This is a genomic window from Ureibacillus sp. FSL E2-3493, from assembly GCF_038077515.1.
Classification (GTDB): domain Bacteria; phylum Bacillota; class Bacilli; order Bacillales_A; family Planococcaceae; genus Ureibacillus; species Ureibacillus halotolerans.
The window spans coordinates 3,231,856-3,256,309 of sequence record NZ_JBBOPK010000001.1 but is presented as its reverse complement, the minus strand read 5'-3'; the positions used below and the strand labels follow the sequence as shown (position 1 = coordinate 3,256,309).

General features: G+C 39.4%; 19 protein-coding genes, 8 tRNA genes and 3 rRNA genes. 26 read left to right on the top strand and 4 right to left on the bottom strand.

Annotated elements, in window-relative coordinates; all coding sequences use genetic code 11:
* Positions 1 to 340 precede the first annotated feature (340 nt).
* The 3 genes from MHH69_RS16720 (at position 341) to MHH69_RS16710 (ending at position 3,897) form a co-directional block, all read left to right on the top strand.
* A complete protein-coding gene (locus tag MHH69_RS16720) occupies positions 341 to 1,843 on the top strand; it encodes a DEAD/DEAH box helicase (RefSeq protein WP_122972921.1) in 1,503 nt (500 codons plus the stop codon).
* Between the two features lie 109 nt (positions 1,844 to 1,952).
* Positions 1,953 to 2,432 carry a PH domain-containing protein gene (locus tag MHH69_RS16715; protein ID WP_122972922.1) on the top strand — a complete coding sequence of 160 codons (480 nt, stop codon included), beginning with the start codon at positions 1,953 to 1,955 and terminating at the stop codon, positions 2,430 to 2,432.
* Positions 2,425 to 3,897: a PH domain-containing protein gene (locus tag MHH69_RS16710; protein ID WP_122972923.1), complete on the top strand. Its 1,473-nt coding sequence runs from the start codon at positions 2,425 to 2,427 to the stop codon at positions 3,895 to 3,897. Before MHH69_RS16715 ends, MHH69_RS16710 begins: the two co-directional genes overlap by 8 nt.
* A gap of 44 nt (positions 3,898 to 3,941) precedes the next feature.
* Here MHH69_RS16710 and MHH69_RS16705 read toward each other — a convergent pair whose 3' ends face one another.
* Positions 3,942 to 4,550 (bottom strand): rhomboid family intramembrane serine protease, encoded by a 609-nt coding sequence (locus MHH69_RS16705; RefSeq protein ID WP_122972924.1) that lies wholly within the window; start codon positions 4,548 to 4,550, stop codon positions 3,942 to 3,944.
* Positions 4,551 to 4,611: 61 nt separating this feature from the next.
* Here MHH69_RS16705 and acpS point away from each other — a divergent pair, with 61 nt between their 5' ends.
* The 23 genes from acpS to rrf all read left to right on the top strand — a co-directional run bounded on the left by acpS (position 4,612) and on the right by rrf (position 20,250).
* Entirely contained in the window at positions 4,612 to 4,965 is a 354-nt protein-coding gene (acpS, locus tag MHH69_RS16700; RefSeq protein ID WP_122972925.1) for a holo-ACP synthase, read from the top strand.
* Positions 4,966 to 5,106: 141 nt separating this feature from the next.
* Positions 5,107 to 6,084, top strand: a complete 978-nt coding sequence (locus MHH69_RS16695; protein ID WP_406927628.1) for a LolA family protein — start codon at positions 5,107 to 5,109, stop codon at positions 6,082 to 6,084.
* A gap of 93 nt (positions 6,085 to 6,177) precedes the next feature.
* The gene (gene alr / locus MHH69_RS16690) at positions 6,178 to 7,299 is read left to right on the top strand and encodes an alanine racemase (RefSeq protein WP_122972927.1); all 1,122 of its coding nucleotides are present in this window, start codon (positions 6,178 to 6,180) and stop codon (positions 7,297 to 7,299) included.
* 200 nt (positions 7,300 to 7,499) lie between these two features.
* Positions 7,500 to 7,730 (top strand): transcriptional regulator, encoded by a 231-nt coding sequence (locus MHH69_RS16685; protein WP_241559360.1) that lies wholly within the window; start codon positions 7,500 to 7,502, stop codon positions 7,728 to 7,730.
* Between the two features lie 4 nt (positions 7,731 to 7,734).
* The gene (locus MHH69_RS16680) at positions 7,735 to 8,085 is read left to right on the top strand and encodes a type II toxin-antitoxin system PemK/MazF family toxin (protein WP_122972929.1); all 351 of its coding nucleotides are present in this window, start codon (positions 7,735 to 7,737) and stop codon (positions 8,083 to 8,085) included.
* A 289-nt stretch (positions 8,086 to 8,374) separates the two neighbouring features.
* On the top strand, positions 8,375 to 8,764 hold the full coding sequence (locus tag MHH69_RS16675; RefSeq protein ID WP_122972930.1) for an ATP-binding protein: 390 nt from the start codon (positions 8,375 to 8,377) through the stop codon (positions 8,762 to 8,764).
* Positions 8,765 to 8,776: 12 nt separating this feature from the next.
* Positions 8,777 to 9,772, top strand: coding sequence for a PP2C family protein-serine/threonine phosphatase (locus tag MHH69_RS16670; protein WP_122972931.1), 996 nt, complete (start codon positions 8,777 to 8,779; stop codon positions 9,770 to 9,772).
* A 69-nt stretch (positions 9,773 to 9,841) separates the two neighbouring features.
* Complete coding sequence (locus tag MHH69_RS16665) at positions 9,842 to 10,177, top strand: STAS domain-containing protein (RefSeq protein WP_122972932.1); 336 nt, start codon at positions 9,842 to 9,844, stop codon at positions 10,175 to 10,177.
* Positions 10,164 to 10,655 (top strand): anti-sigma B factor RsbW, encoded by a 492-nt coding sequence (gene rsbW / locus MHH69_RS16660; RefSeq protein ID WP_122972933.1) that lies wholly within the window; start codon positions 10,164 to 10,166, stop codon positions 10,653 to 10,655. The genes MHH69_RS16665 and rsbW overlap by 14 nt, the downstream gene beginning before the upstream one ends.
* Positions 10,615 to 11,394 carry an RNA polymerase sigma factor SigB gene (gene sigB / locus MHH69_RS16655; RefSeq protein ID WP_341362786.1) on the top strand — a complete coding sequence of 260 codons (780 nt, stop codon included), beginning with the start codon at positions 10,615 to 10,617 and terminating at the stop codon, positions 11,392 to 11,394. Before rsbW ends, sigB begins: the two co-directional genes overlap by 41 nt.
* A gap of 171 nt (positions 11,395 to 11,565) precedes the next feature.
* Positions 11,566 to 13,740, top strand: a complete 2,175-nt coding sequence (locus tag MHH69_RS16650) for a Tex family protein (RefSeq protein WP_341362785.1) — start codon at positions 11,566 to 11,568, stop codon at positions 13,738 to 13,740.
* Positions 13,741 to 13,840: 100 nt separating this feature from the next.
* Positions 13,841 to 14,314 (top strand): SprT family protein, encoded by a 474-nt coding sequence (locus MHH69_RS16645; protein WP_122972936.1) that lies wholly within the window; start codon positions 13,841 to 13,843, stop codon positions 14,312 to 14,314.
* Between the two features lie 211 nt (positions 14,315 to 14,525).
* Positions 14,526 to 14,600: transfer RNA gene (locus MHH69_RS16640), tRNA-Asn, on the top strand.
* A 1-nt stretch (position 14,601) separates the two neighbouring features.
* A tRNA-Glu gene (locus MHH69_RS16635) sits at positions 14,602 to 14,676 on the top strand.
* A gap of 32 nt (positions 14,677 to 14,708) precedes the next feature.
* Positions 14,709 to 14,784 (top strand) — tRNA-Asp (locus MHH69_RS16630).
* Position 14,785: 1 nt separating this feature from the next.
* Positions 14,786 to 14,860, top strand: a tRNA-Gln gene (locus tag MHH69_RS16625).
* 8 nt (positions 14,861 to 14,868) lie between these two features.
* A tRNA-Lys gene (locus MHH69_RS16620) sits at positions 14,869 to 14,943 on the top strand.
* Between the two features lie 55 nt (positions 14,944 to 14,998).
* A tRNA-Leu gene (locus MHH69_RS16615) sits at positions 14,999 to 15,084 on the top strand.
* A 19-nt stretch (positions 15,085 to 15,103) separates the two neighbouring features.
* Positions 15,104 to 15,180: transfer RNA gene (locus tag MHH69_RS16610), tRNA-Arg, on the top strand.
* A gap of 19 nt (positions 15,181 to 15,199) precedes the next feature.
* Positions 15,200 to 15,273 (top strand) — tRNA-Gly (locus MHH69_RS16605).
* A 124-nt stretch (positions 15,274 to 15,397) separates the two neighbouring features.
* Positions 15,398 to 16,950: ribosomal RNA gene (locus MHH69_RS16600) — 16S ribosomal RNA — on the top strand.
* A gap of 204 nt (positions 16,951 to 17,154) precedes the next feature.
* Positions 17,155 to 20,074 (top strand): 23S ribosomal RNA (locus tag MHH69_RS16595).
* A gap of 60 nt (positions 20,075 to 20,134) precedes the next feature.
* A 5S ribosomal RNA gene (gene rrf, locus MHH69_RS16590) occupies positions 20,135 to 20,250 on the top strand.
* The 16S, 23S and 5S rRNA genes sit together here with 8 tRNA genes alongside, the layout of an rRNA operon.
* Positions 20,251 to 21,588: 1,338 nt before the next feature.
* Here the strand turns inward: rrf and MHH69_RS16585 are convergent.
* From MHH69_RS16585 to istA, 3 genes are read right to left on the bottom strand one after another with little or no spacing between them, the layout of a single operon-like run.
* A complete protein-coding gene (locus tag MHH69_RS16585) occupies positions 21,589 to 21,924 on the bottom strand; it encodes a transposase (protein WP_445954578.1) in 336 nt (111 codons plus the stop codon).
* Positions 21,924 to 22,649, bottom strand: coding sequence for an IS21-like element helper ATPase IstB (istB, locus tag MHH69_RS16580; protein WP_122973751.1), 726 nt, complete (start codon positions 22,647 to 22,649; stop codon positions 21,924 to 21,926). Before istB ends, MHH69_RS16585 begins: the two co-directional genes overlap by 1 nt.
* Positions 22,633 to 24,060, bottom strand: a complete 1,428-nt coding sequence (gene istA, locus MHH69_RS16575; RefSeq protein ID WP_338322908.1) for an IS21 family transposase — start codon at positions 24,058 to 24,060, stop codon at positions 22,633 to 22,635. The genes istB and istA overlap by 17 nt, the downstream gene beginning before the upstream one ends.
* Positions 24,061 to 24,454 lie beyond the last annotated feature (394 nt).

The following is a 24,454-nucleotide window of genomic DNA, read 5'->3' as shown; positions in this document are numbered from 1 at the left end:
CAACTAGAACAATATCGTTGCATTGCAGTGATGAGCCATGATAGACTAAATGAAGCAATGGATACATTTTGTGCGAAGGCTCTTCACAAATTTCTGATGAAGAGTGCTTTTTTTTGAATTTAACGGTTTTATTCTATTGATAATGAAAGAACTAAAAAGTATAGAATTGAACCGCTCGGCAAAGACCGGGCTTTCCTTTTCATATAAAATCGCTCTCTGAACGCAAGCAGAGAATTATTAAGTATCGGAAACGTTCCAAACTTAGGCCCTTAGTTTGCCGACATTTCATCTGAAAATGTAACCATTTGTCAACTTAAAGGAAAAAAGGAGATTGAAGAGTTTGACAAATTTTTCAGAATTAAATATTAGCGAATCGACATTACGTTCATTAAAACGTATGGGATTTGAAGAAGCCACACCAATCCAAGAAGGAACAGTTAGGTTTGCAATGGAAGGCCGAGATATTATCGGTCAAGCGCAAACAGGAACTGGTAAAACTGCAGCTTTTGGTATTCCACTAATTGAACGAATTGACCCAAAAAATCCATCAATTCAAGCATTAATCATCGCTCCTACTCGCGAATTAGCAATCCAAGTATCTGAAGAGCTTTACAAAATCGGTTATGACAAACGAGTAAAACTATTATCAGTTTACGGTGGTCAAGATATTGGACGCCAAATTCGTGCGTTAAAAAATAAACCACAAATTATCGTTGGTACTCCAGGACGTATTATCGACCATATTAATCGTCGTACATTAAAATTAGACAGTGTTCAAACGCTTGTATTAGATGAAGCGGATGAAATGTTAAATATGGGATTCATTGATGATATTAATGCTATTTTAGAAAACGTTCCTGAAGAACGCCAAACATTATTATTCTCGGCTACAATGCCACCTGCAATTCGTAAAATTGCAACGAACTTCATGAAAAACCCTGAAGAAGTAAAAATTAAATCAAAAGAAATGACAGTTGAAAACATCGACCAATATTTCGTAAAATCGCAAGAACGCGAAAAATTCGATATTTTAACTCGTTTAATCAATGTTCACCAACCGGAACTTGCTATCGTATTCGGACGTACAAAACGCCGCGTTGACGAACTAGCACAAGCGTTAAGTATCCGTGGATATTTAGCAGAAGGAATTCATGGTGACTTAAGCCAAGCAAAACGTATGTCTGTATTACGTCAATTTAAAGAAAATAAAATTGACATTTTAGTTGCAACAGACGTTGCTGCTCGTGGACTTGATATTTCTGGTGTAACGCATGTTTATAACTTTGATATCCCACAAGATCCAGAAAGTTACGTTCACCGTATCGGTCGTACAGGTCGTGCAGGTAAATCTGGTTTAGCGGTAACTTTTGTAACACCACGGGAAATGGGTTACTTACGTATTGTTGAGGAAACAACGAAAAAACGTATGACACCTCTTCGTCCACCAACTGAATCAGAAGCTTTAGTTGGACAACAACAAGTGGCAATGGAAAATTTAATTGAAATTGTACAAGCAAATGAACTAGGTGATTACCGCATTTTAGCGAATCAACTATTAGAAGATCATGATGCAGTAGATTTAGTTGCAGCAGCGATTAAATATATGACAAAAGAACCTGATGATACACCAGTAACGATTACGGAAGAACGTCCTTTACCAATGCGTAAAACTTCTTCTGGAGGTCGCGGTGGCCGTAGTGGAGATTCCCGTGGTCGTCGTGATTACGGTCGTGGTGGCCGCAGTGGTGGTCGCCGTGAAGGTGGTCGTAAAGATGGACGTCGCGAAGGTGGTCGTCGTGAAGGTGGAGAACGTCGTCGTTCACCACGTCGTAGAGAAGACTAATTTTTTCTGTAAAAGTGTCCTAGAATATTTAGGGCACTTTTTTTATATATTGAAACAATTTTCTTGTTCATCCGTATAAAATGGAAGAGAGATGAGGTGTGGATGCTTTATGAGAAATCAATTGATGTTTCAAATCCCAAAGAAAGGGTTAACCGTATGGCGTTTATATGGTCTTTTTAATACGCTCTTTATGGCAGTTCTAGCTGCTGTAGCAAGTTTTTTAACTTATAAATTTGAATGGTTACCGATTATTTATTACATAGCTGTAGCAGTTGTTATTATTGTCGCCATCACGTCGGTTTGGCTTTTCCCTAAAATCCGTTGGGATCATTGGCGCTATGAAGTTCGAGAACATGAAATTGAGATTCAAAGTGGATTATTCGTTGTCAAAAGAACTTTGATACCAATGGTACGGGTGCAACATGTCGATACGGTACAGGGGCCAATATTAAAGAAATATGATTTAGCGAATATTTCAATCTCAACGGCTGCTACAACCCATATCATTCCGATGCTTATTACAAAAGAAGCAGATGATCTCCGAGGGCGAATTTCTATTTTAGCAAGGGTGGCTGAAGATGATGTCTGAAAAACGTTATAAACTCCATCCGGTTGCTGCGATTATTAACTTTGTTAAAGGCTTGAAGGAATTAATTTTGCCATTTATCATTCTTATAGTTGCCAATGGGTTGAACTTTTCCTTCAATCCGCTTGAGGAAGGCTTTTGGTCAAATATATTCCCTTTAGCCATCCTTAGTTTGATTTCGATTGTTTATTTATTTTCTGGAGTAATTAAATGGTGGACCTTTGTTTATTGGTTTGAAGAAGATGAATTACGAGTGGAATACGGCCTTTTTATTAAGAAAAAACGATATATACCCTTTGATCGTATTCAAAGTTTTAACTATAAAGAAGGAATTTTTCATCGCATTTTCGGTCTTGTCCAAGTAATGGTTGAAACTGCCGGTAGTACAAACGGAAAACCGGAAGTCGTATTAACGGCTATTACAAAAGAGGCTGCCAATGATATTGAAGATATAACTCGTAAGGTTAAACAAGAAACTGAACATCTTGAAATAAATGAAAGTACCGTTTTAGAAGAGACGGCCGTACAAAATGCAAAAGTAATTCACAAAATGAACACTAAAGACTTAATTATTCTAGCGACAACTTCGAATAGTATTGGTGTGGTTCTTGCAGGGATAGTCGCTTTGTTATCCCAATTAGGAGATTTAATTCCTTATGAAAAATTGTTTGAGGAAGTTTCTTCCCTTATTAAATTTGGTTTTGTTATTATAGCATTATCCGTTATAGGTGCTCTTTTATTAACTTGGCTTGTATCCGTTCTAATTACATTCGTTAACTATTATGATTTTACGGTTGTAGAAGAAAATGATCGATTAATCATTACGAGAGGTTTGTTGGAGAAGAAAAAAGTAACGATTCCTTTAAATCGAATACAGGCGATTAAAATAGTTGAAAATCCATTAAGACAATGGTTTGGTTTTGCAGCGGTTGCCGTTGAAAGTGCAAGTGGAGGATTTGGAGATAAAGATCAAAAAGTTATATTGTTTCCTCTTATTTCGAAAAAGGACCTATTCCATCCACTTCAAAATTTATTCCCCCATTTGGAATGGGAACAGACATTAACCAAACCACCTAAAAAAGCAAAACCGTTCTTTTATCGAATTGATTTTTTATGGCTCGTGCCACTAGTGGCAATTTGTACCTACTTTTGGTACCCGTATGGATTGTTGTCTGTTTTAATCATCATCCCTGCCATTATGATTGGGTTATGGCAATATCGAACAACAGGATATGCAATGAATGGACAACAATTGACAATTGTCTATCGGATGTTGAGCCGTGTAACCTTTGTTGTTGAGAAAAAACGAATTCAAGCTTTGGAAAGTAAACAAAGTTATTTTCAAAAAAGACGCAGTATTGCTACGTTTCAAGCAACGGTCATGTCCGGAATGATGGGGGCTACGGCTCGGGCGAGAAATTTAGAATTGGAAGATGTGGAAGCAGTAATGGAATGGTTTGAAAAATAAAAGTTATAACAATAAAAAAGGCAATCAATTAGATTGCCTTTTTTCTATAAATTTTTTCTCCAACGAATAATATTCTTAGGGGAGAAATAGGATAGACCTAGTAAAAATCCGGTAATTAACCCGCCTAAATGACTTGCACTATTTACATTCGGTGATAAAAACGTAATAATCACACTTATAATAATGAGGGGCATAATGATTTGCTTTAATTGCGGCATTGTACGTCGAGTATAGTAAACTAGCGCAGCAAAAGCACCAAAAATACCAAAGATTGCACCGCTAGCTCCTACACTAGCATACATTCCTTCTTGGAAAACAAATGTAACAACGTTACCGAAAATACCAGCTAACAAATAAATTGTAATAAAGCGAGCTTTTCCAGCTATTTTCTCAAGTTCTGGGCCAAATAAAAATAACGAAAACATATTAAATAAAAGATGTATAAATCCGCCATGAATAAAGATGGAAGTTATTATTCGCCACCATTGTCCATCTTCAATTAAATAATTCACACTCATACCCGAATAAAAAATATAATCTCCGATAATCGGAAGTACGGTTAAAATATATACAATTAAATTTATCGCAATGAGAGTAGTTACAACAGGATAAAATTTAATAAATTGGCTAAAGTTTTCTCTACGAATAAACATATATTCACCTCTAACTTCATTATACATTGTATTTTATTAATAATAAAAGGAGAATATCCATATGATAAAAGGAATTGGACTAGACATAGCAGAAATCCCAAGAATAAAAAAGGCAATGGAACGTTCAGAGAAATTTCAAAAGCGGATATTATCTGAACGGGAATTGGAACTATTTCATCAATTATCAGACCAGAGAAAAGTTGAATTTTTAGCGGGGAGGTTTGCGGCCAAAGAGGCATATTCAAAAGCGAATGGTACTGGCATTGGAAAAGGATGTGAGTTTCGTCAAATTGAAGTGTTAAAAGATGAATTAGGGAAACCAACTTTATTTTTCGACGGAAAAAAAGTGAGTGGACATGTCAGTATTACCCATACAAAAGAGTATGCGGCAGCCCAAATTATCTTAATGCAATAGTTACATAACAGAATAATAATTTGGGATGTTGTCCAAAAGTGATAGCATAAAATTAGACAACCACTCATATATTTGACGTACGGAGCTGAAAGTAGAAGAAAGGATGGAGTTTTGCGACACAAATTAATCGCTTTTATTGTCATGTTGTTAAGTGTGCTAGTGCTTGCGGCTTGTGGTGGAAATTCACAGGAGGATGTTTTAAAGGATCTAAATGACAAATGGAATGATGTAAAAGGATATGAACTAGATGCCTCAATGGAAATTAAAACAGGTACTGAACCAAGAGTTTACGATGTAAATGTGTGGCATACAGAGCCGGATTTTTACCGAGTAAAAGTAACTCAACAAGGTGAAGATGTTACACAGATGATTATCCGAAATAAGGAAGGTGTCTTTGTTGTTACACCTTCTTTAAGAAAAACGTACAAGTTCCAAAGTGAATGGCCGAAACAAAATAGCCAAGCCTACCTTATCGGAGCATTAGCAGAAGATCTGTTAGCAGATGAAAAAGTGAAAATGGAAGAAGATGACAAAAATTACATCTTTACTGCAGCTACAAGAAATAACCATAAAAGCATTATGCCAACTCAAAAAATTGTAGTAGATAAGAAAACAATGCTTCCAACTTCCGTTTCAGTATTAAACGAAGCTCAAGAAGAACAAATGGTCATTACATTTAAAAATATTGATCTAGGTATGCAACATAAAGAAAGTGAATACGCAGTAGAAAAGTTTTCTGAGGATGAGGAAGAAACTGCTAGTGCAAGTGCAGAAGTAGAAAATACAGAATTCCAAACATATTATCCAACTTTAGACTGGGCGACATTGGCTGACGAGCAAAAGGTTGCTGAAGAAGGGGTAGAACGAGTTATTTTAACCTTTGATGGGGAAAAATCATTCACCCTTGTACAACAACCGATTGTCTATGAAGAGACGTCAACTCTACCTGTATATGCACCAGGTGATCCGGCAGATTTAGGATTTACGATTGGAGCAATTACAGATAACTCGATTAGTTGGGAACGCGATGGCATGTCATTCTTTATCGCATCGAATAACTTAACGAAAGATGAAATGATAGCAGTCGCAAGTTCTTTAACGCCAGGCGGTCTAAAATAAAAAATAGGTGGACAGGATAGTTGGAGAGAATATAATATATTAAAAATGACAAAAATTTGAAGTTTGAAAATCGTAGAAGAGGGTAAAATAAAAATGCAAAAAATACAGCACTTCCGTCCAACTAGAGCAATTATTAATTTAGAAGCAATTAAACATAACGTTCTACGTTTAAAAGAACATCTCAAAAAAGGTGTTCAAATTATGGCAGTTGTTAAGGCGAATGCTTACGGACATGGAGATGTAGAGGTGGCTGCTACAGCAATTGAAGCAGGGGCAACCATGCTAGCTGTAGCGACACCTGAGGAAGCACTTCATATCCGCAAGCATTTCCCTAATATTGATATTTTGATTTTAGGTTATGCCCCTGTTTCTTTTGCTCCTTTTGCTGCAAAGGAAAACATCACTTTAACCGTATTTTCTTCTGATTGGGTAGATCAAGTGAAGGCATTAACCCTATCTAATCCATTAAAATTACATATTAAAATCGACACAGGCATGGGTAGAATAGGTGTCACAACAATAGAAGACTTGATGAACTTATATAAGGCAATTTCCTCTTCTGATAATTTACTTGTTGATGGTGTATTCACCCACTTTGCTACGGCAGATGAAGAGGATGAAACCTACTTCAATCACCAAGTAAGTAAGTTTGAACAGTTTATTAGCTCTTTACCTGTAAAACCGCGAATTGTACATGCTGCTAACACTGCAACAATGTTAATAAAAGATCAACAACTTCAATACGATGCAGTACGATTTGGAATTTCAATGTACGGGCTTGCACCTTCTGCCTATGTAAAAACGAAATTACCGTTCCCGTTACAAACGGCTTTCTCATTAGAAACAGAATTAGTTGAAGTAAAGTTAATTCAACCGGGTCAATCGATTGGATATGGAGCAACATTTACGGCTACTGAACCTTCTTATATTGGGACAATCCCAATTGGTTATGCTGATGGCTTAATTCGGAAATATAGTGGTCAACATGTATTGGTAAATGGAACACGTGCACCAATAATAGGTCGAATTTGTATGGATCAATGTATGATATTATTACCAGCTGCATATAATATAGGTGAAAAAGTAACTTTAATTGGAAAACAACAAAACGAAGAAATAACAATTGATGAATGGGCAGAAAAAGTTGAGACAATAAACTACGAGGTTCCTTGTATCATTACCTCGAGAGTGCCCAGAATCTACAACAAAAAATAGTAAATTGCGACAAAATCTTCATCAAAAACCGTTAAAACTACATGGATTGCCACATTTTTTTTATATCTATCTTTTCAACTCCCTTATTCGGTGATAGAATGAGAAAAGAATTTGGAAATGGTACGGTTTTTGTGGAGGTGCTTGTTTTGTACGCGAAAAAAGTAGAAGAATTAAAGGAAGTTTTAGAATTTCCTCAAGAAATGTTAATGGAATTTAATCAAACTCTTGAGCAAAAATCTCGAGATAATGAAAGTTTTGTTTATATATCATCTCGTAGATTGTCGACGCACAAGCAACCAAATCAAATACGGGAAGCTTTAATGAAAGGCTATGTGGAAATGTCGCAAATTAATTTGTCTATTTGTAGCGAATGTCTACATGTAGAGTATGAAGCGGAACATATGGTAGAGCGTCTCGTAAGCGGGGGATGACATTTTGATTGTAAAACGAGGGGACGTGTTTTTTGCAGATCTTTCTCCAGTAATAGGATCTGAACAAGGCGGTACTAGGCCAGTATTAATCCTTCAGAACGACATTGGAAATAGATTTAGTCCAACTGTAATCATCGCTGCTATTACTGCGCAAATTCAAAAAGCAAAATTGCCGACACATGTCGAAATTGATGCAAAAAAGTATGGTTTTGAGCGTAATTCGGTAATTTTGCTTGAACAATTGCGTACTATAGATAAGTCTAGGCTAACGGATCGGATTACACAGCTAGATGAAGAACTTATGGATAAAGTGGATGTTGCATTGGAAATAAGTCTAGGATTAATGAAATTTTAATACATAAAAAGGAAATGACCTAAAAGTAATTGTTACTTTTAGGTCATTTTTTTTAGAAATTCAATATTTTCCCGGACTTTTAGAAAAAGGGGGACAATGTTAAATAATGCAGAAAATTGTTCGACTATGAAATTTAACCCGGATTAATTTTTAGCAATTAAGACTTTCCTACCTTGAATTATCGGAATTTTAAGCTAATTATAGATTTAAATTTGAAGTTGAGTAACTCGATAATATATATTAGGTTTATAACAAAAATTACTAAAATCTACTAAGATGGGGTGCAGTAATGACAGAAAAGGTAACGGTGGAAATAGTAACAGAGGTAGATATTGTAACTGCACGTAAATTAGGTCGTAAAGAAGCGAAAATAATTGGTTTTAATAAAGTAGATCAAGCGAGAATAACTACCGCAATAGGTGAGTTAGCTAAAAATATATTTCAATACGCCCCTGTAGGGAAAATTATTATAGAAAGAATAGTTAAGGATGATAAGAAAGGGGTTTCAATTACTTCAATAGATCATGGGCCTGGAATATTAGATGTACAAAAGATTCTAGAAGATGGTGATTCTTACGGTGGAGGCTTGTCTTCTGTTAAAAGGTTAGTAGACACCATGCATATTTTATCTGAAGTAGGGAAGGGGACAACTATTAAAGTTGAAAAATGGCTAAGATAGGATGTGGATTGATTGGAACAGCTAAAGAGAGATTACAAAATAATATTATCAAATTATATTCACAATCAAAATGAAAGCAATTTATATACTGGTCAAAATTTTATTAAACGACTTATTCAAAAAAATGTAAGTCCAGAAGAGGTTATTAGTATACATAAGCAGGCGTTGGAAGAAATCATTGAAGATCTCCCGGAGTCGACTATCCATGCCTATGACTTTTTAATAGAAGTAATGGTCCACTTCGGTTTGAAACTAAAGGAACATCAAAGTTTATTAATGAAACAAGAAGAATTACGGATCGAAATGGAAGTCGCAGCGAGAATCCAAAATACGTTGTTGGAAACGACGATTCCAAATCCAGAAAACTTAGATATAGGAATGGTTTCTGTCCCTCTTCGCAAAATGAATGGGGATTATGTGCATTTTATGCATGACCATAAAAGATACTTAAGTATCGCTGTTACGGATGTAGTAGGAAAAGGAGTTCCTGCGGCCCTTTGTATGTCGATGGTCAAATATGGTTTGGATACATTGGAATATGCAAATAGTAATCCATCCTATGTTCTTGAAGCGTTAAACCAATTAATTGAAAAAAGTGTAGATGACAGTATGTTTGTATCGATGTGTTATAGCCGATACGACTTAGAAACGGATATTTTTACATGGAGTTCAGCAGGGCATGAACCGCCTCTTTATTATGATTCAAGAGAGAAAGTGTATTACGATTTAGAATCTAAGGAGCTGCTATTAGGAATTTTACCTGAAGTAAAATATTCTCAGCATGATATTAAATTAAATGAAAATGATTTTATCATTCTAATGACTGATGGAGTAACGGATTTTCGAAAGCAAGAAAATTTTGATCCCAGACAATATATAAAGGAACTAGCTTTATCCTGCAGACATTTAAATGCCCAGGAGATGTGTGAAAACATTTATAAAAAGCTACAAGTTTTACATAATTACGAACTAGAAGATGATTTTACGATTGTCATTATTAAAAAATGAATTAAAAAGATAAGTTTAAAAGCTTTTTAATAGGGAAAAGAAAAATAAGGGAAACTGGAGGTGTCCTCAATGGATGTGAATATACAATTTCGGAAAGAAGGGAATCTACTTATAGGTTTTATTGAAGGAGAAATCGATACTTTCACTGCACCAACTCTTAGAGAAGAACTAGAAAAAATTCACCTTTCTACCGAAATATCAGTTGAATTAGATTTATCAAAGGTAAGTTATATAGATAGTACAGGGCTTGGTGTATTTGTCGCATTTTACAAACGAGCAACAAAGGAAAATGCAAACTTAAAACTAGTAAACTTATCGTCACGACTAACAAGATTATTCGAAATTACAGGGCTTAGTGAATTGATGGATATTGAAGAAGGTGGGATAAGCCATGCGAGCATTTGACTACATTGAAATCAGAGTTCCTGCAAAGCCACAATACGTTGGTGTGATTCGGTTAACGGTATCTGGTTTAGCTTCTCGTGTAGGCTTTTCCTATGACCAAATAGAAGACTTGAAAATAGCTGTTAGCGAAGCTGTTACAAATGTAGTTCAACATGCTTATGACTCTTATGACGATGGCGAAATTGTTATAGGTAATGCATTATATGATCATAAAATAGAAGTGATGGTATCTGATTACGGAAACAGTTTTAATTTTGAAGAAATTAAATCCCAAATAGGACCTTACCAAGAAGATGAAAATGTCGAATTATTACGTGAAGGTGGACTAGGCCTTTATTTAATGGAAACTTTAATGGATGAGGTGAGAGTAAATAATAACGAAGGTGGAGTCACTGTTTTCATGACAAAATATGTCACGAGAGAGCAGGTGAAAGATGATGACGAAACAATCACCACATTATCAAACATCCAACGATAAAATTTTAAGGTGGATTGAGCAATATCAGCTTTCAAAAGATAACGCTTCTTTAAATAATTTAGTGATTCATTATAAAAACTTTGTAGAATCTATAGCAAAAAAATATGCTTATGGTAAACCGAATTATGAAGATATTGTTCAAGTAGGTATGCTTGGCCTATTGGGAGCAATACAACGTTTCGATAGATTCTTTGGTAGAAGTTTTGAGGCATTTGCTGTTCCAACTATTGTTGGTGAGATTAAACGCTATTTACGGGACAAAACTTGGGATGTCCATGTTCCTCGGCGTATTAAGGAATTAGGGCCAAAAATAAAAGTAGCAGTAGAGCATTTAACATCAAAATTGCAAAAGTCTCCCTCTATTGAAGAAATTGCTACATATCTAGAGGTCGAAGAAGAAGACATCTTAGAAGCGATGGAGATGAGTAGTAGTTACCAAGCACTTTCTATGGATTATTCAATAGAGGCGGATTCTGATGGGAGCGCAGTGACCCTACAAGATATAATTGGTAAAGAGGACGAAGGTTTTGAAAGAGCAAATCAACGAATTGTAGTTGGAGAAGCTATGGAAGTTTTGGATAATCGAGAAAAGGAAATATTAAAGTTAACTTATTTTGAAGAACTGAGTCAAAAAGAAACCGGTGAGATGTTAGGGATTTCCCAAATGCATGTTTCACGAATACAGCGGAAGGCGATTAAAAAATTACAGGAAGCTATTACAGTTGGAAATGGTAGTTAGTATTTTTAAAATCGGTAAAATTAGTAGAAAAATAAGGCAAGTCTACTCTTTCAAATAGTTTGTTAAAGAGTAGACTTTTTTATTTAAAATGGAATGTAATGATGAACAATAGAAGTAAGTAGTAAGTAAATGTTAATATTATCTTATGTAAACTAGAAAGGCTGTGAAATGATGGAAGAAAAGAAAATGTTACAAATAATCGCAACTGAAACAAATGTGAAGCCCCACCAAGCAGAAGCAGTTATAAAATTATTAGAAGATGGTAATACCGTGCCATTTATTGCCCGCTATCGTAAAGAGGCGACGGGTTCACTAGATGAAGTTCAAATTAAATCGATTGAAGATCGATATCATTACATACAACAATTAGAACAAAGAAAAGAAGAAGTAATCCGTTTAATCGATGAACAAGGAAAATTAACTGAAGAACTGCAAGCGTCGATTCAGGCAGCGACCGTTCTACAACGGGTGGAAGATTTATATAGACCATATAAACAAAAACGTCGTACGAAAGCAACGATTGCTAAAGAAAAAGGATTGGAACCTTTAGCAGAGGAACTGATGAAATTTTCAAAAGAAAACGTTGAAATTTTAGCCTTATCATTTCTTAATGAGGAAAAAGGTGTTACTTCAGCAGAAGAGGCCATTATAGGAGCGAAAGATATTTTAGCTGAACGTTTTGCTGATGATGCAGCTATACGGGATCAATTACGAAAACTTTCTTGGAGAGAGGGACGAATCGTTACTTCTGTTAAAGATGCGGACAAAGATGAAAAGAAAGTATTTGAAATGTATTATGAGTATGAGGAACCAGTAAAACATATTGTGCCCCATAGAACATTAGCAATTAATCGCGGAGAAAAAGCAGACATTTTAAAAGTAACGATTCAAGTTCCATTGGATCGAGTTATTCAATTAATGGAAAAGGAATGGTTGCCTGTAAATTCCTCATCCCCATCTATTCCTCATGTAAAAGAGGCCATTGAAGATGGATATAAACGATTAATTCAGCCTTCTATTGAACGGGAATTACGAAATGATTTAACAGAAAAGGCAGAAGCGCAAGCGATTCATATTTTTTCTGAAAACCTGAAAAGTCTTTTATTACAACCACCGATGCGCGGTAAAATGGTTTTAGGTGTAGACCCGGCTTATCGAACGGGTTGTAAATTAGCAGTAGTTGATGAAACAGGGAAAATGTTGGAGGTAACTGCTATATACCCACACCCACCTAAGCCGGATGTGGAAAAGTCTAAATCAGTAGTTAAAGCTATTTTAGAAAAGTATCCAATTTCTATCATTGCCATTGGAAATGGGACAGCTTCTCGGGAAACAGAGCAATTCATAGCTGATGTATTAAAGGAAGTTGAACGGGAAGTTGCTTACGTTATTGTTAATGAGGCAGGGGCGTCCGTTTATTCTGCATCAGAAGTTGCGAGAAATGAGTTTCCGGACTTACAAGTTGAACAAAGAAGTGCTGTTTCCATTGCACGCAGATTGCAAGATCCTTTATCCGAACTTGTAAAAATCGAACCAAAAGCTGTTGGGGTTGGGCAATATCAACATGATGTTTCTCAAAAGAAACTTGCAGAATCTTTAACGTTTATTGTAGAAACGGCAGTTAACCAAGTAGGGGTCGATGTAAATACGGCATCTGCTTCTCTTTTACAATATGTATCTGGTTTATCAAAGACCGTTGCAGAAAATATTGTGAATGTAAGAAGTGAAAGTGGCAAATTCACATCACGTACCCAATTAAAGAAAATTCCTCGTTTAGGGGCAAAAACTTATGAACAAGCTATCGGTTTCTTACGTATCCCAGAAGCAAAAAACCCTCTTGATGCAACTGGTATTCATCCGGAAAGTTATAAGTTAGCGGAGGATATTTTAGCAATTGTAGGGTTATCGAAAAAGGATGTCGGTACTAAACAGTGTGAGGAATCTCTTGGTAATATTGATTTAACAACATTAAGTAGTGAGCTTGATGTTGGGGAAGTAACGATAAAAGATATTGTAGATACATTAATGAAACCTACTCGAGATCCACGGGATGCCTTCCCACAACCGTTACTGAAAACGGACGTACTAAAAATGGAAGATTTAAAAGTAGGAATGGAACTACAAGGGACTGTACGAAATGTAGTTGATTTTGGAGCATTTGTTGATATCGGTGTAAAACAAGATGGTTTAGTTCATATTTCCAAACTTCAAAAGCGTCGTATAAAGCATCCTTTAGAAGTTATTTCATTAGGAGATATCGTCACGGTTTGGGTTGATAAAGTCGAAGTTGAAAAGGGTCGTATATCTTTAACGATGATTCCACCTGAAAACCAAATAAACCAATAATACAATAACTCTGATTAATAGTTTGTTTATTAATCAGAGTTTTTTCATATTTTGCAGCGATTTGAATGGATATGGTACATTTGTACACGGGGGGATAACGATGACGGATCAGCAACTACAATTATTAGTAGAAAAATTATCAATGGAATATTTTAATCAACCTTTTTTACATAAAGCATATTTCAATAGTAGGCTGCGTACAACTGGTGGTCGTTACTTATTAAGAAGTCATAATATAGAATTTAATAAAAAATCGTACGAAAAATTTGGGATGGAAGAGTTAAGGGGAATTATTCTTCATGAACTATGTCATTATCATCTTCATATAAGAGGAATGGGTTATAAACACCGCGACACAGATTTTAGAACATTGTTAAAAAAGGTAGGGGCACCCCGTTTTTGTTCTACTATAGAAGAAAATAAGAAGGGACGTAGTACAAAGCTTTATATTTATGAATGTGTTCAATGTAAACAACGGTATGAAAGAAAAAGAAGAATGGATGTAAACAAATATCGGTGTGGAAAATGTCGAGGTCACTTAATGACGGTTGAAAAGTCTAATACCCACAATTGAATTTGAAAAAAGTTAAATAAATGATTGTATGTTTTTTTATAAAAGTGTACATTCTATAATAGCTGTTGTTTAATTGATAGCTTACAACCCCTTGAGAAATAAGGATTTAAAGACTTTTAAATAAAAAAATAAAAAAAGTTTATTTAAAGTGTTGACTTTCTTTATAACTCTCTCTATAATAATAAAAGTCGACAAGATGAGTCGCAAATATTCCGAAGTAGCTCAGTGGTAGAGCAATCGGCTGTTAACCGATCGGTCGTAGGTTCGAGTCCTACCTTCGGAGCCATGGCCCGTTGGTCAAGTGGTTAAGACACCGCCCTTTCACGGCGGTAACACGGGTTCGAATCCCGTACGGGTCACCACTTATATAAAAGAAGAAACGAAAAATGATGTTGGTCCCGTGGTGTAGCGGTTAACATGCCTGCCTGTCACGCAGGAGATCGCCGGTTCGATCCCGGTCGGGACCGCCATTGGGGTATAGCCAAGCGGTAAGGCAACGGATTTTGATTCCGTCATGCCCAGGTTCGAATCCTGGTACCCCAGCCATTTTTAAAGAGCCATTAGCTCAGTGGTAGAGCATCTGACTTTTAATCAGAGGGTCGAAGGTTCAAGTCCTTCATGGCTCACCAGTTTTATTTGACAAATGTATTTATTGGTGTATAATTAATAGTGTCTTCATTGAACGCGGTCGTGGCGGAATGGCAGACGCGCTAGGTTGAGGGCCTAGTGGGGGCAACCCCGTGGAGGTTCAAGTCCTCTCGGCCGCACCAAGTTGCAATACATTCATACGCGCCCGTAGCTCAATTGGATAGAGCGTCTGACTACGGATCAGAAGGTTGTGGGTTCGACTCCTGCCGGGCGCGCCATAATTTGTATATATCATATGCGGGTGTAGTTTAATGGTAAAACCTCAGCCTTCCAAGCTGATGTCGTGAGTTCGATTCTCATCACCCGCTCCATATTTGAACCTTGAAAACTGAACAACAAAACGTTAATGAAATACAGTTTTAACTTAACAGTTGAAACAAAATTTTGGACATCATTATGATGCCAGTGTAAATTTAGAGCTTTATCAAATTTTCTTTTATGGAGAGTTTGATCCTGGCTCAGGACGAACGCTGGCGGCGTGCCTAATACATGCAAGTCGAGCGAACAGATAAGGAGCTTGCTCCTTTGACGTTAGCGGCGGACGGGTGAGTAACACGTGGGCAACCTGCCCTATAGTTGGGGATAACTCCGGGAAACCGGGGCTAATACCGAATAATACATTTTATCTCCTGATGAGATGTTGAAAGATGGCATCTAGCTATCGCTATAGGATGGGCCCGCGGCGCATTAGCTAGTTGGTGAGGTAACGGCTCACCAAGGCGACGATGCGTAGCCGACCTGAGAGGGTGATCGGCCACACTGGGACTGAGACACGGCCCAGACTCCTACGGGAGGCAGCAGTAGGGAATCTTCCACAATGGGCGAAAGCCTGATGGAGCAACGCCGCGTGAGTGAAGAAGGTTTTCGGATCGTAAAACTCTGTTGTAAGGGAAGAACAAGTACAGTAGTAACTGGCTGTACCTTGACGGTACCTTATTAGAAAGCCACGGCTAACTACGTGCCAGCAGCCGCGGTAATACGTAGGTGGCAAGCGTTGTCCGGAATTATTGGGCGTAAAGCGCGCGCAGGCGGTCCTTTAAGTCTGATGTGAAAGCCCACGGCTCAACCGTGGAGGGTCATTGGAAACTGGAGGACTTGAGTGCAGAAGAGGAAAGTGGAATTCCAAGTGTAGCGGTGAAATGCGTAGAGATTTGGAGGAACACCAGTGGCGAAGGCGACTTTCTGGTCTGTAACTGACGCTGAGGCGCGAAAGCGTGGGGAGCAAACAGGATTAGATACCCTGGTAGTCCACGCCGTAAACGATGAGTGCTAAGTGTTAGGGGGTTTCCGCCCCTTAGTGCTGCAGCTAACGCATTAAGCACTCCGCCTGGGGAGTACGGTCGCAAGACTGAAACTCAAAGGAATTGACGGGGGCCCGCACAAGCGGTGGAGCATGTGGTTTAATTCGAAGCAACGCGAAGAACCTTACCAGGTCTTGACATCCCATTGACCGCTATGGAGACATAGTTTTCCCTTCGGGGACAGTGGTGACAGGTGGTGCATGGTTGTCGTCAGCTCGTGTCGTGAGATGTTGGGTTAAGTCCCGCAACGAGCGCAACCCTTGTTCTTAGTTGCCATCATTTAGTTGGGCACTCTAAGGAGACTGCCGGTGACAAACCGGAGGAAGGTGGGGATGACGTCAAATCATCATGCCCCTTATGACCTGGGCTACACACGTGCTACAATGGACGGTACAAACGGTTGCCAACCCGCGAGGGGGAGCTAATCCGATAAAACCGTTCTCAGTTCGGATTGTAGGCTGCAACTCGCCTACATGAAGCCGGAATCGCTAGTAATCGCGGATCAGCATGCCGCGGTGAATACGTTCCCGGGCCTTGTACACACCGCCCGTCACACCACGAGAGTTTGTAACACCCGAAGTCGGTGAGGTAACCTTTTGGAGCCAGCCGCCGAAGGTGGGACAGATGATTGGGGTGAAGTCGTAACAAGGTAGCCGTATCGGAAGGTGCGGCTGGATCACCTCCTTTCTAAGGATATATAACGGAATGATTGACCTTGGGTCAATCAACATTAACGTTTTGTGTTCAGTTTTGAAGGTTCAGAGTAATCTTCAAAACTTGTTCTTTGAAAACTGGATAAAACGACATTGAAAGCAACAAAATTCAAGTAATTTATCGTAAAGTTCTTAAGTCTTTTCTTGAATCAAGAAGAGCAGTAACTAACTTTTTTTAGGTTAAGTTATGAAGGGCGCACGGTGGATGCCTTGGCACTAGGAGCCGATGAAGGACGGCACTAACACCGATATGCTTCGGGGAGCTGTAAGTAAGCTTTGATCCGGAGATTTCCGAATGGGGGAACCCACTGTTCGTAATGGAACAGTATCTTGACGTGAATACATAGCGTCATGATGGCATACCCAGGGAACTGAAACATCTAAGTACCTGGAGGAAGAGAAAGAAAATATTCGATTCCCTGAGTAGCGGCGAGCGAAACGGGAATAGCCCAAACCAAGAGGCTTGCCTCTTGGGGTTGTAGGACACTCTATATGGAGTTACAAAAGAATGAATTAGGCGAAGCGACCTGGAAAGGTCTGCCACAGAGGGTAAAAGCCCCGTAGTCGAAAGTTCATTCTCTCTTGAGTGTATCCTGAGTACGGCGGAACACGTGAAATTCCGTCGGAATCCGGGAGGACCATCTCCCAAGGCTAAATACTCCCTAGTGACCGATAGTGAACCAGTACCGTGAGGGAAAGGTGAAAAGCACCCCGGGAGGGGAGTGAAATAGAACCTGAAACCGTGTGCCTACAAGTAGTTAGAGCCCGTTAATGGGTGATAGCGTGCCTTTTGTAGAATGAACCGGCGAGTTACGATTACGTGCAAGGTTAAGTCGAGAAGATGGAGCCGTAGCGAAAGCGAGTCTGAATAGGGCGGTATTAAGTACGTGGTCGTAGACCCGAAACCAGGTGATCTACCCATGTCCAGGGTGAAGGTGAGGTAACACTCACTGGAGGCCCGAACCCACGCACGTTGAAAAGTGCGGGGATGAGGTGTGGGTAGCGGAGAAATTCCAATCGAACTTGGAGATAGCTGGTTCTCTCCGAAATAGCTTTAGGGCTAGCCTCGTGATTAAGAATACTGGAGGTAGAGCACTGTTTGGACTAGGGGCCCATCTCGGGTTACCGAATTCAGACAAACTCCGAATGCCAGATATTTATACACGGGAGTCAGACTGCGAGTGATAAGATCCGTAGTCAAAAGGGAAACAGCCCAGACCACCAGCTAAGGTCCCAAAGTAATCGTTAAGTGGAAAAGGATGTGGCGTTGCTTAGACAACCAGGATGTTGGCTTAGAAGCAGCCATCATTTAAAGAGTGCGTAATAGCTCACTGGTCGAGTGACGCTGCGCCGAAAATGTATCGGGGCTAAACGATTCACCGAAGCTGTGGATGGACATCTTTGATGTCCGTGGTAGGAGAGCGTTCTAAGGGCGTTGAAGTCAGACCGGAAGGACTGGTGGAGCGCTTAGAAGTGAGAATGCCGGTATGAGTAGCGAAAGATGGGTGAGAATCCCATCCACCGTATGACTAAGGTTTCCTGAGGAAGGCTCGTCCGCTCAGGGTTAGTCGGGACCTAAGTCGAGGCCGATAGGCGTAGACGATGGACAACAGGTTGATATTCCTGTACCACCTCCCCGCCGTTTGAGTAATGGGGGGACGCAGTAGGATAAGGTAAGCGCGCTGTTGGATATGCGCGCCCAAGCAATAAGGCGTGGAAGTAGGCAAATCCGCTTCCTATAACGTTGAGTTGTGATGGGGAGCTCTATTGAGCGAAGTACCTGATTTCACGCTGCCAAGAAAAGCCTCTAGCGAGGCGGGAGGTGCCCGTACCGCAAACCGACACAGGTAGTCGAGGAGAGAATCCTAAGGTGTGCGAGAGAACTCTCGTTAAGGAACTCGGCAAAATGACCCCGTAACTTCGGGAGAAGGGGTGCTCTCGTGAGAGAGCCGCAGTGAATAGGCCCAGGCGACTGTTTAGCAAAAACACAGGTCTCTGCAAAACCGTAAGGTGACGTATAGGGGCTGACGCCTGCCCGGTGCTGGAAGGTTAAGAGGAGGGGTTAGCATTAGCGAAGCTCTGAATTGAAGCCCCAGTAAACGGCGGCCGTAACTATAACGGTCCTAAGGTAGCGAAATTCCTTGTCGGGTAAGTTCCGACCCGCACGAAAGGCGTAACGATCTGGGCACTGTCTCAACGAGAGACTCGGTGAAATTATAGTACCTGTGAAGATGCAGGTTACCCGCGACAGGACGGAAAGACCCCGTGGAGCTTTACTGTAGCCTGATATTGAATTTTGGCACAACTTGTACAGGATAGGTAGGAGCCAGAGAACTCGGAGCGCCAGCTTCGAGGGAGGCGTCGGTGGGATACTACCCTGGTTGTGTTGAAATTCTAACCCATACCCCTTAGCGGGGTAGGAGACAGTGTCAGGTGGACAGTTTGACTGGGGCGGTCGCCTCCTAAAAGGTAACGGAGGCGCCCAAAGGTTCCCTCAGAATGGTTGGAAATCATTCGTAGAGTGTAAAGGCACAAGGGAGCTTGACTGCGAGACCTACAAGTCGAGCAGGGTCGAAAGACGGGCTTAGTGATCCGGTGGTTCCGCATGGAAGGGCCATCGCTCAACGGATAAAAGCTACCCCGGGGATAACAGGCTTATCTCCCCCAAGAGTCCACATCGACGGGGAGGTTTGGCACCTCGATGTCGGCTCATCGCATCCTGGGGCTGTAGTCGGTCCCAAGGGTTGGGCTGTTCGCCCATTAAAGCGGTACGCGAGCTGGGTTCAGAACGTCGTGAGACAGTTCGGTCCCTATCCGTCGTGGGCGTAGGAAATTTGAGAGGAGCTGTCCTTAGTACGAGAGGACCGGGATGGACACACCGCTGGTGTACCAGTTGTCTTGCCAAAGGCATCGCTGGGTAGCTATGTGTGGACGGGATAAGTGCTGAAAGCATCTAAGCATGAAGCCCCCCTCAAGATGAGATTTCCCATTACGCAAGTAAGTAAGATCCCTCAAAGACGATGAGGTAGATAGGTTCGAGGTGGAAGTGTGGTGACACATGGAGCTGACGAATACTAATCGATCGAGGACTTAACCAAATCTTGAATGCATTCAATGTCTTTATCCAGTTTTGAGAGAACAAGCTCTCAACTAAATAGTCTAGTGATGATGGCAAAGAGGTCACACCCGTTCCCATACCGAACACGGAAGTTAAGCTCTTTAGCGCCGATGGTAGTTGGGGGCTTCCCCCTGTGAGAGTAGGACGTTGCTAGGCAATTAAAGACCACTGAAATTCAGTGGTTTTTTTTTATATCCAAAAAGCCCCCAACAAACAAAAGCCGAAGGCTTTAATCGGCGCGTTTAAGAATGATCAAAAATGCAGAAGGAAAAACTCGAGAAGCGGGAGGACCGAGGAAAACAAGGAATCAAGGAAGCCCGAAGCGCAGTGTACTTGGTACATGAGCATCGGACTGACGCAGATGACGCAGTTTTCCGATGTGTCATCGCGCTTCGCAGAAAGCGTCGATGGTAGTTGAGGGGTGCCCCCTGTGAGAGTAGGACGTTGCTAGGCAAATAGAGACCACTGAGATTCAGTGGTCTTTTTTTATACCCAAAAAACCCAAAAAGCCCCCAACATACAAAAGCCGAAGGCTTGGTCGGCGCGTTTAAGAACAAACAAAAGTACAGAAGAAAAACTCGAGAAGTGGGAGGACCGAGGAAAACAAGGAATCAAGGAGGCCCGAAGCGCAGTGTACTTGGTACATGAGCATCGGACTGACGCAGATGACGCAGTTTTCCGATGTGTCATCGCGCTTCGCAGAAAGCGTCGATGGTAGTTGAGGGGTGCCCCTGTGAGAGTAGGACGTTGCTAGGCAATTAAAGACCACTGAGATTCAGTGGTCTTTTTTTTATATCCAAAAAGTCAGCCCCCAACATACAAAAGCCGAAGTCTTTAATCGGCGCGTTTAAGAACGATCAAAAATGCAGAAGGAAAAACTCGAGAAGCGGGAGGACCGAGGAAAACAAGGAATCAAGGAAGCCCGAAGCGCAGTGTACTTGGTACATGAGCATCGGACTGACGCAGATGACGCAGTTTTCCGACGTGTCATCGCGCTTCGCAGAAAGCGTCGATGGTAGTTGAGGGGTGCCCCTGTGAGAGTAGGACGTTGCTAGGCAATTAAAGACCACTGAAATTCAGTGGTCTTTTTTATATCCAAAAAGTCAGCCCCCAACATACAAAAGCCGAAGGCTTGGTCGGCGCGTTTAAAAACAAACAAAGGTACAGAAAAAAACTCGAGAAGCGGGAGGACCGAGGAAAACAAGGAATCAAGGAAGCCCGAAGCGCAGTGTACTTGGTACATGAGCATCGGACTGACGCAGATGACGCAGTTTTCCGATGTGTCATCGCGCTTCGCAGAAAGCGTCGATGGTAGTTGAGGGGTGCCCCTGTGAGAGTAGGACGTTGCTAGGCAATTAAAGAGGCTGGGACAAAACCCACCTCTGAAATGAAAAGCCGGTGAAATTTTACGATAAGTAAAATTTCACCGGCTTTGATTATTTTAAAGGTTCTATGTCAAATGTTGGGGTGAAGTGATATTACACGGCACCCCGATTATCCTAAATGAATCCCAATTTTCTTAGATAAATTATTTAATAAAATTTTCGCTTTAAAGTGTTCATAGCTTCTAAAACCATAAGCATTACGCTTCAAAACTTTTGATTTATTATTAATTCCTTCTAAAAAACCATTTGAATATCCAAAACTTAAACTATTTAAAATTTCAACTTGCCAATTTTTTAGCGTTTGAATGGCCTTTAAAAATGCCGGAATATTTGCTTTTTCTACCTTTCGGTAAAAGGCTTCTAATCTTTTTTTTATTTCTATTGTATTTTGCAATAGAAAAGTGCAGAAAAATGCAATTAAAAATGCAGAAGTTTGCCACCCAATTAGTTTCTTTTTGACAGTGCGTGGGACAGTCTATAACTCTCACCATGAAATGAAATAATATGAGCGTGATGAATTAGTCTGTCCACTAACGCTGCTGTTAATCGAGAGTCTGTAAATATTTTGTTCCATTGACTAAATTCCAAGTTGGATGTAATAATCACGCTTTTTTGCTCGTAAAACTCCGAAATGATTTGAAATAATAATTCAGCTCCTTCTTTACTAAATGGTAAATAACCCATTTCATCTAAAATAACTAAATCTACCTTCTCCATGCGCTTTCTAAATACTGATAAACGGTGATTATGCAATGCTTGTTCTAATTCCTCAACCAAGTGTGCAATTCGATAAAAGCGGACCTCGTACCCTCGTTCACAAGCTTTTCTACCTAATCCTGTAGCTAAATGAGTCTTACCTGTTCCTGGTGAACCAACTAAAACTATATTTTGTCGGTTTTCAATAAATTTTAAACTACACAATTCCTCTTTAGTTAAATGGGGAGGGAACCGAATCTGTTCGGTCCACTCGTAAGTATGTAGGCTTTTTTTATCTAAGAATTTAGCTTTTTTCATTAACCGATTAATTTTGGCATTTTCTCTTAATTTTAATTCTTCATCAAGTACCCCATACAGGAATTGCTCTGGATTTTCAAAACTAATTTTTTCATATACATCCGCAACATAAGCTAGTCTTAAAGTTTTGCAGATTTCTCTAATATTTTGTTTCATTGGCGACCTCCTCTATAGGGGCTAATGAATCATATTTAATCCAATCTACCTCATATGGATCATTTTCACCAGGCAACTTTTCCTCCGCAATTAATTCATAAAAATTTTCATTAATACCCTTCATATCATGAGTAACTAATAAATTTGCTAAGCCATTTAATCTTTTTCGACGAATAATCAAGTTATCAACTAACAAAAACTCCTTAACTCTTCCTGGTAGATACTTAGTGTAGCGGGAATATTCCACTACTCGCGGTTTTTGAATCCATGTCTTAATGATGGATAGCCATGGTAAAGCTTTACGTTTTTTCATATATGGGCGATAGTCATCCAATAATATTTCACCGTTAGGTGAAACAATTTTTAATTGATCCCATGTGAGTATCATTTGTAACTGATTATAATTGGCACCCTTTGGTACATGAATTAACGACTGATCAACTTTTATTTCATTGTATTTATTAACTTTAACAAATTCCTCTTTAAACACAGGGTATGGCTTTTCAGGCAATGCGAGTAGATATTTCTTTTCTTCTTGCCATAAATCTTCTATCCGTACGTTTTTAGAGTAATGGATTCTATTACGATCAGCTTCCAATCTATGAAATAATTGATCTGTCAAACTTTCATAACTTTCCATGATTGGTGCCGAAGTAAAGAAATTATAACGTACATACCCTACCTTATTCTCTACATTTCCCTTCTCATGCCCACTGCGAGGATTACATACCTGAACGTCGAAGCCGTAATAGTTTTGAAATTGTATAAATTCATCGGTTAGTTGGGCTTCTTCAATTTTTGTTCTAGTTTTTTTGACTGCTGGAGTTAAGTTATCTATCCTTATCCTTTTTGGTACTCCTCCAACTTGTTTAAATAGAATGTTAAGGCCGTATAGAAAGCATTCTTGATTTTCAGAAGGTAAAGGCACTGAATAACCTGCATTACTATTCGGAAATGACATCACTAAAGCATGAATATCGACAATTTCTCCATCTTGAACTGCCTCCATAACTCCGAAATCCACTTGTGCTTCACCCGGAGGGTGTTCTAATCTTTCATAACCGTTGTCCTTTTCCTCTTGATGTGTATTTTTCCATTCAGAGATAAAGTAACAAACCGTTCGATAAGATCCCTGAAACCCTAAATCCTTTAATTCCTCAAACATTTGCTTCTTTGTCCTTCTGGACTTTTTCTTTAATTTTGAATCCTCAAATAGCCAATCTGATACAATCTCTCCCCATTTCTCTTCATACATCATTCCTTTCTTTTTAAATAATTTTTCCTGCGGTATTTGATCTTCATCCGCATACTTCTTAGCGGTTCTCCAATTTATTTTCATAGTTCTTTGAATCTCAGAGATTGAAAGACCTTTTTCATTTCTTAACTTTTTGATACAATTAATATCAGACATTGCTAGCATCCTTTCTTAACCTCCACTACAAAATTGCTTCGACACAATTAATGTAGCGGGGACTTGGGGTGACTGGCAAGTCTATTTTTTTTGCACAAAATTAGTGAAGGACTCTGCATTTTTCCTTTGCAAAGCTCTGCATTTTTATTTTGCCATACACAACAGTAATGAGTAAATTAACGAAGGTAAATAAATGGGCAAATAAAAATGGATATTGTGTAAAGATACGTGAATATATAAAGAGTTACCATTTACTGATTACCGTAAATGAATCTCTATCTTTTGATGTTAGTTTTCAAGAAAGCACTATTTACCATAGTATCCAAGGTAAAGAAGGTAGGCCAAAAGGAGTTTACTTAGCCATTAATAGAAAAAATAGACCAGGTTTTTCGTT

Bases quoted from the DNA above. Each gene is read 5' to 3' on its own strand.
- MHH69_RS16665 (WP_122972932.1), top strand. From the start codon at position 9,842: ATGGATGTGAATATACAATTTCGGAAAGAAGGGAATCTACTTATAGGT.
- MHH69_RS16710 (WP_122972923.1), top strand. From the start codon at position 2,425: ATGTCTGAAAAACGTTATAAACTCCATCCGGTTGCTGCGATTATTAAC.
- MHH69_RS16715 (WP_122972922.1), top strand. From the start codon at position 1,953: ATGAGAAATCAATTGATGTTTCAAATCCCAAAGAAAGGGTTAACCGTA.
- acpS (WP_122972925.1), top strand. From the start codon at position 4,612: ATGATAAAAGGAATTGGACTAGACATAGCAGAAATCCCAAGAATAAAA.
- istA (WP_338322908.1), bottom strand. From the start codon at position 24,060: ATGTCTGATATTAATTGTATCAAAAAGTTAAGAAATGAAAAAGGTCTT.
- MHH69_RS16705 (WP_122972924.1), bottom strand. From the start codon at position 4,550: ATGTTTATTCGTAGAGAAAACTTTAGCCAATTTATTAAATTTTATCCT.
- istB (WP_122973751.1), bottom strand. From the start codon at position 22,649: ATGAAACAAAATATTAGAGAAATCTGCAAAACTTTAAGACTAGCTTAT.
- MHH69_RS16645 (WP_122972936.1), top strand. From the start codon at position 13,841: ATGACGGATCAGCAACTACAATTATTAGTAGAAAAATTATCAATGGAA.
- MHH69_RS16685 (WP_241559360.1), top strand. From the start codon at position 7,500: ATGTTAATGGAATTTAATCAAACTCTTGAGCAAAAATCTCGAGATAAT.
- rsbW (WP_122972933.1), top strand. From the start codon at position 10,164: ATGCGAGCATTTGACTACATTGAAATCAGAGTTCCTGCAAAGCCACAA.
- sigB (WP_341362786.1), top strand. From the start codon at position 10,615: ATGACGAAACAATCACCACATTATCAAACATCCAACGATAAAATTTTA.
- MHH69_RS16675 (WP_122972930.1), top strand. From the start codon at position 8,375: ATGACAGAAAAGGTAACGGTGGAAATAGTAACAGAGGTAGATATTGTA.
- MHH69_RS16695 (WP_406927628.1), top strand. From the start codon at position 5,107: ATGTTGTTAAGTGTGCTAGTGCTTGCGGCTTGTGGTGGAAATTCACAG.
- alr (WP_122972927.1), top strand. From the start codon at position 6,178: ATGCAAAAAATACAGCACTTCCGTCCAACTAGAGCAATTATTAATTTA.
- MHH69_RS16650 (WP_341362785.1), top strand. From the start codon at position 11,566: ATGGAAGAAAAGAAAATGTTACAAATAATCGCAACTGAAACAAATGTG.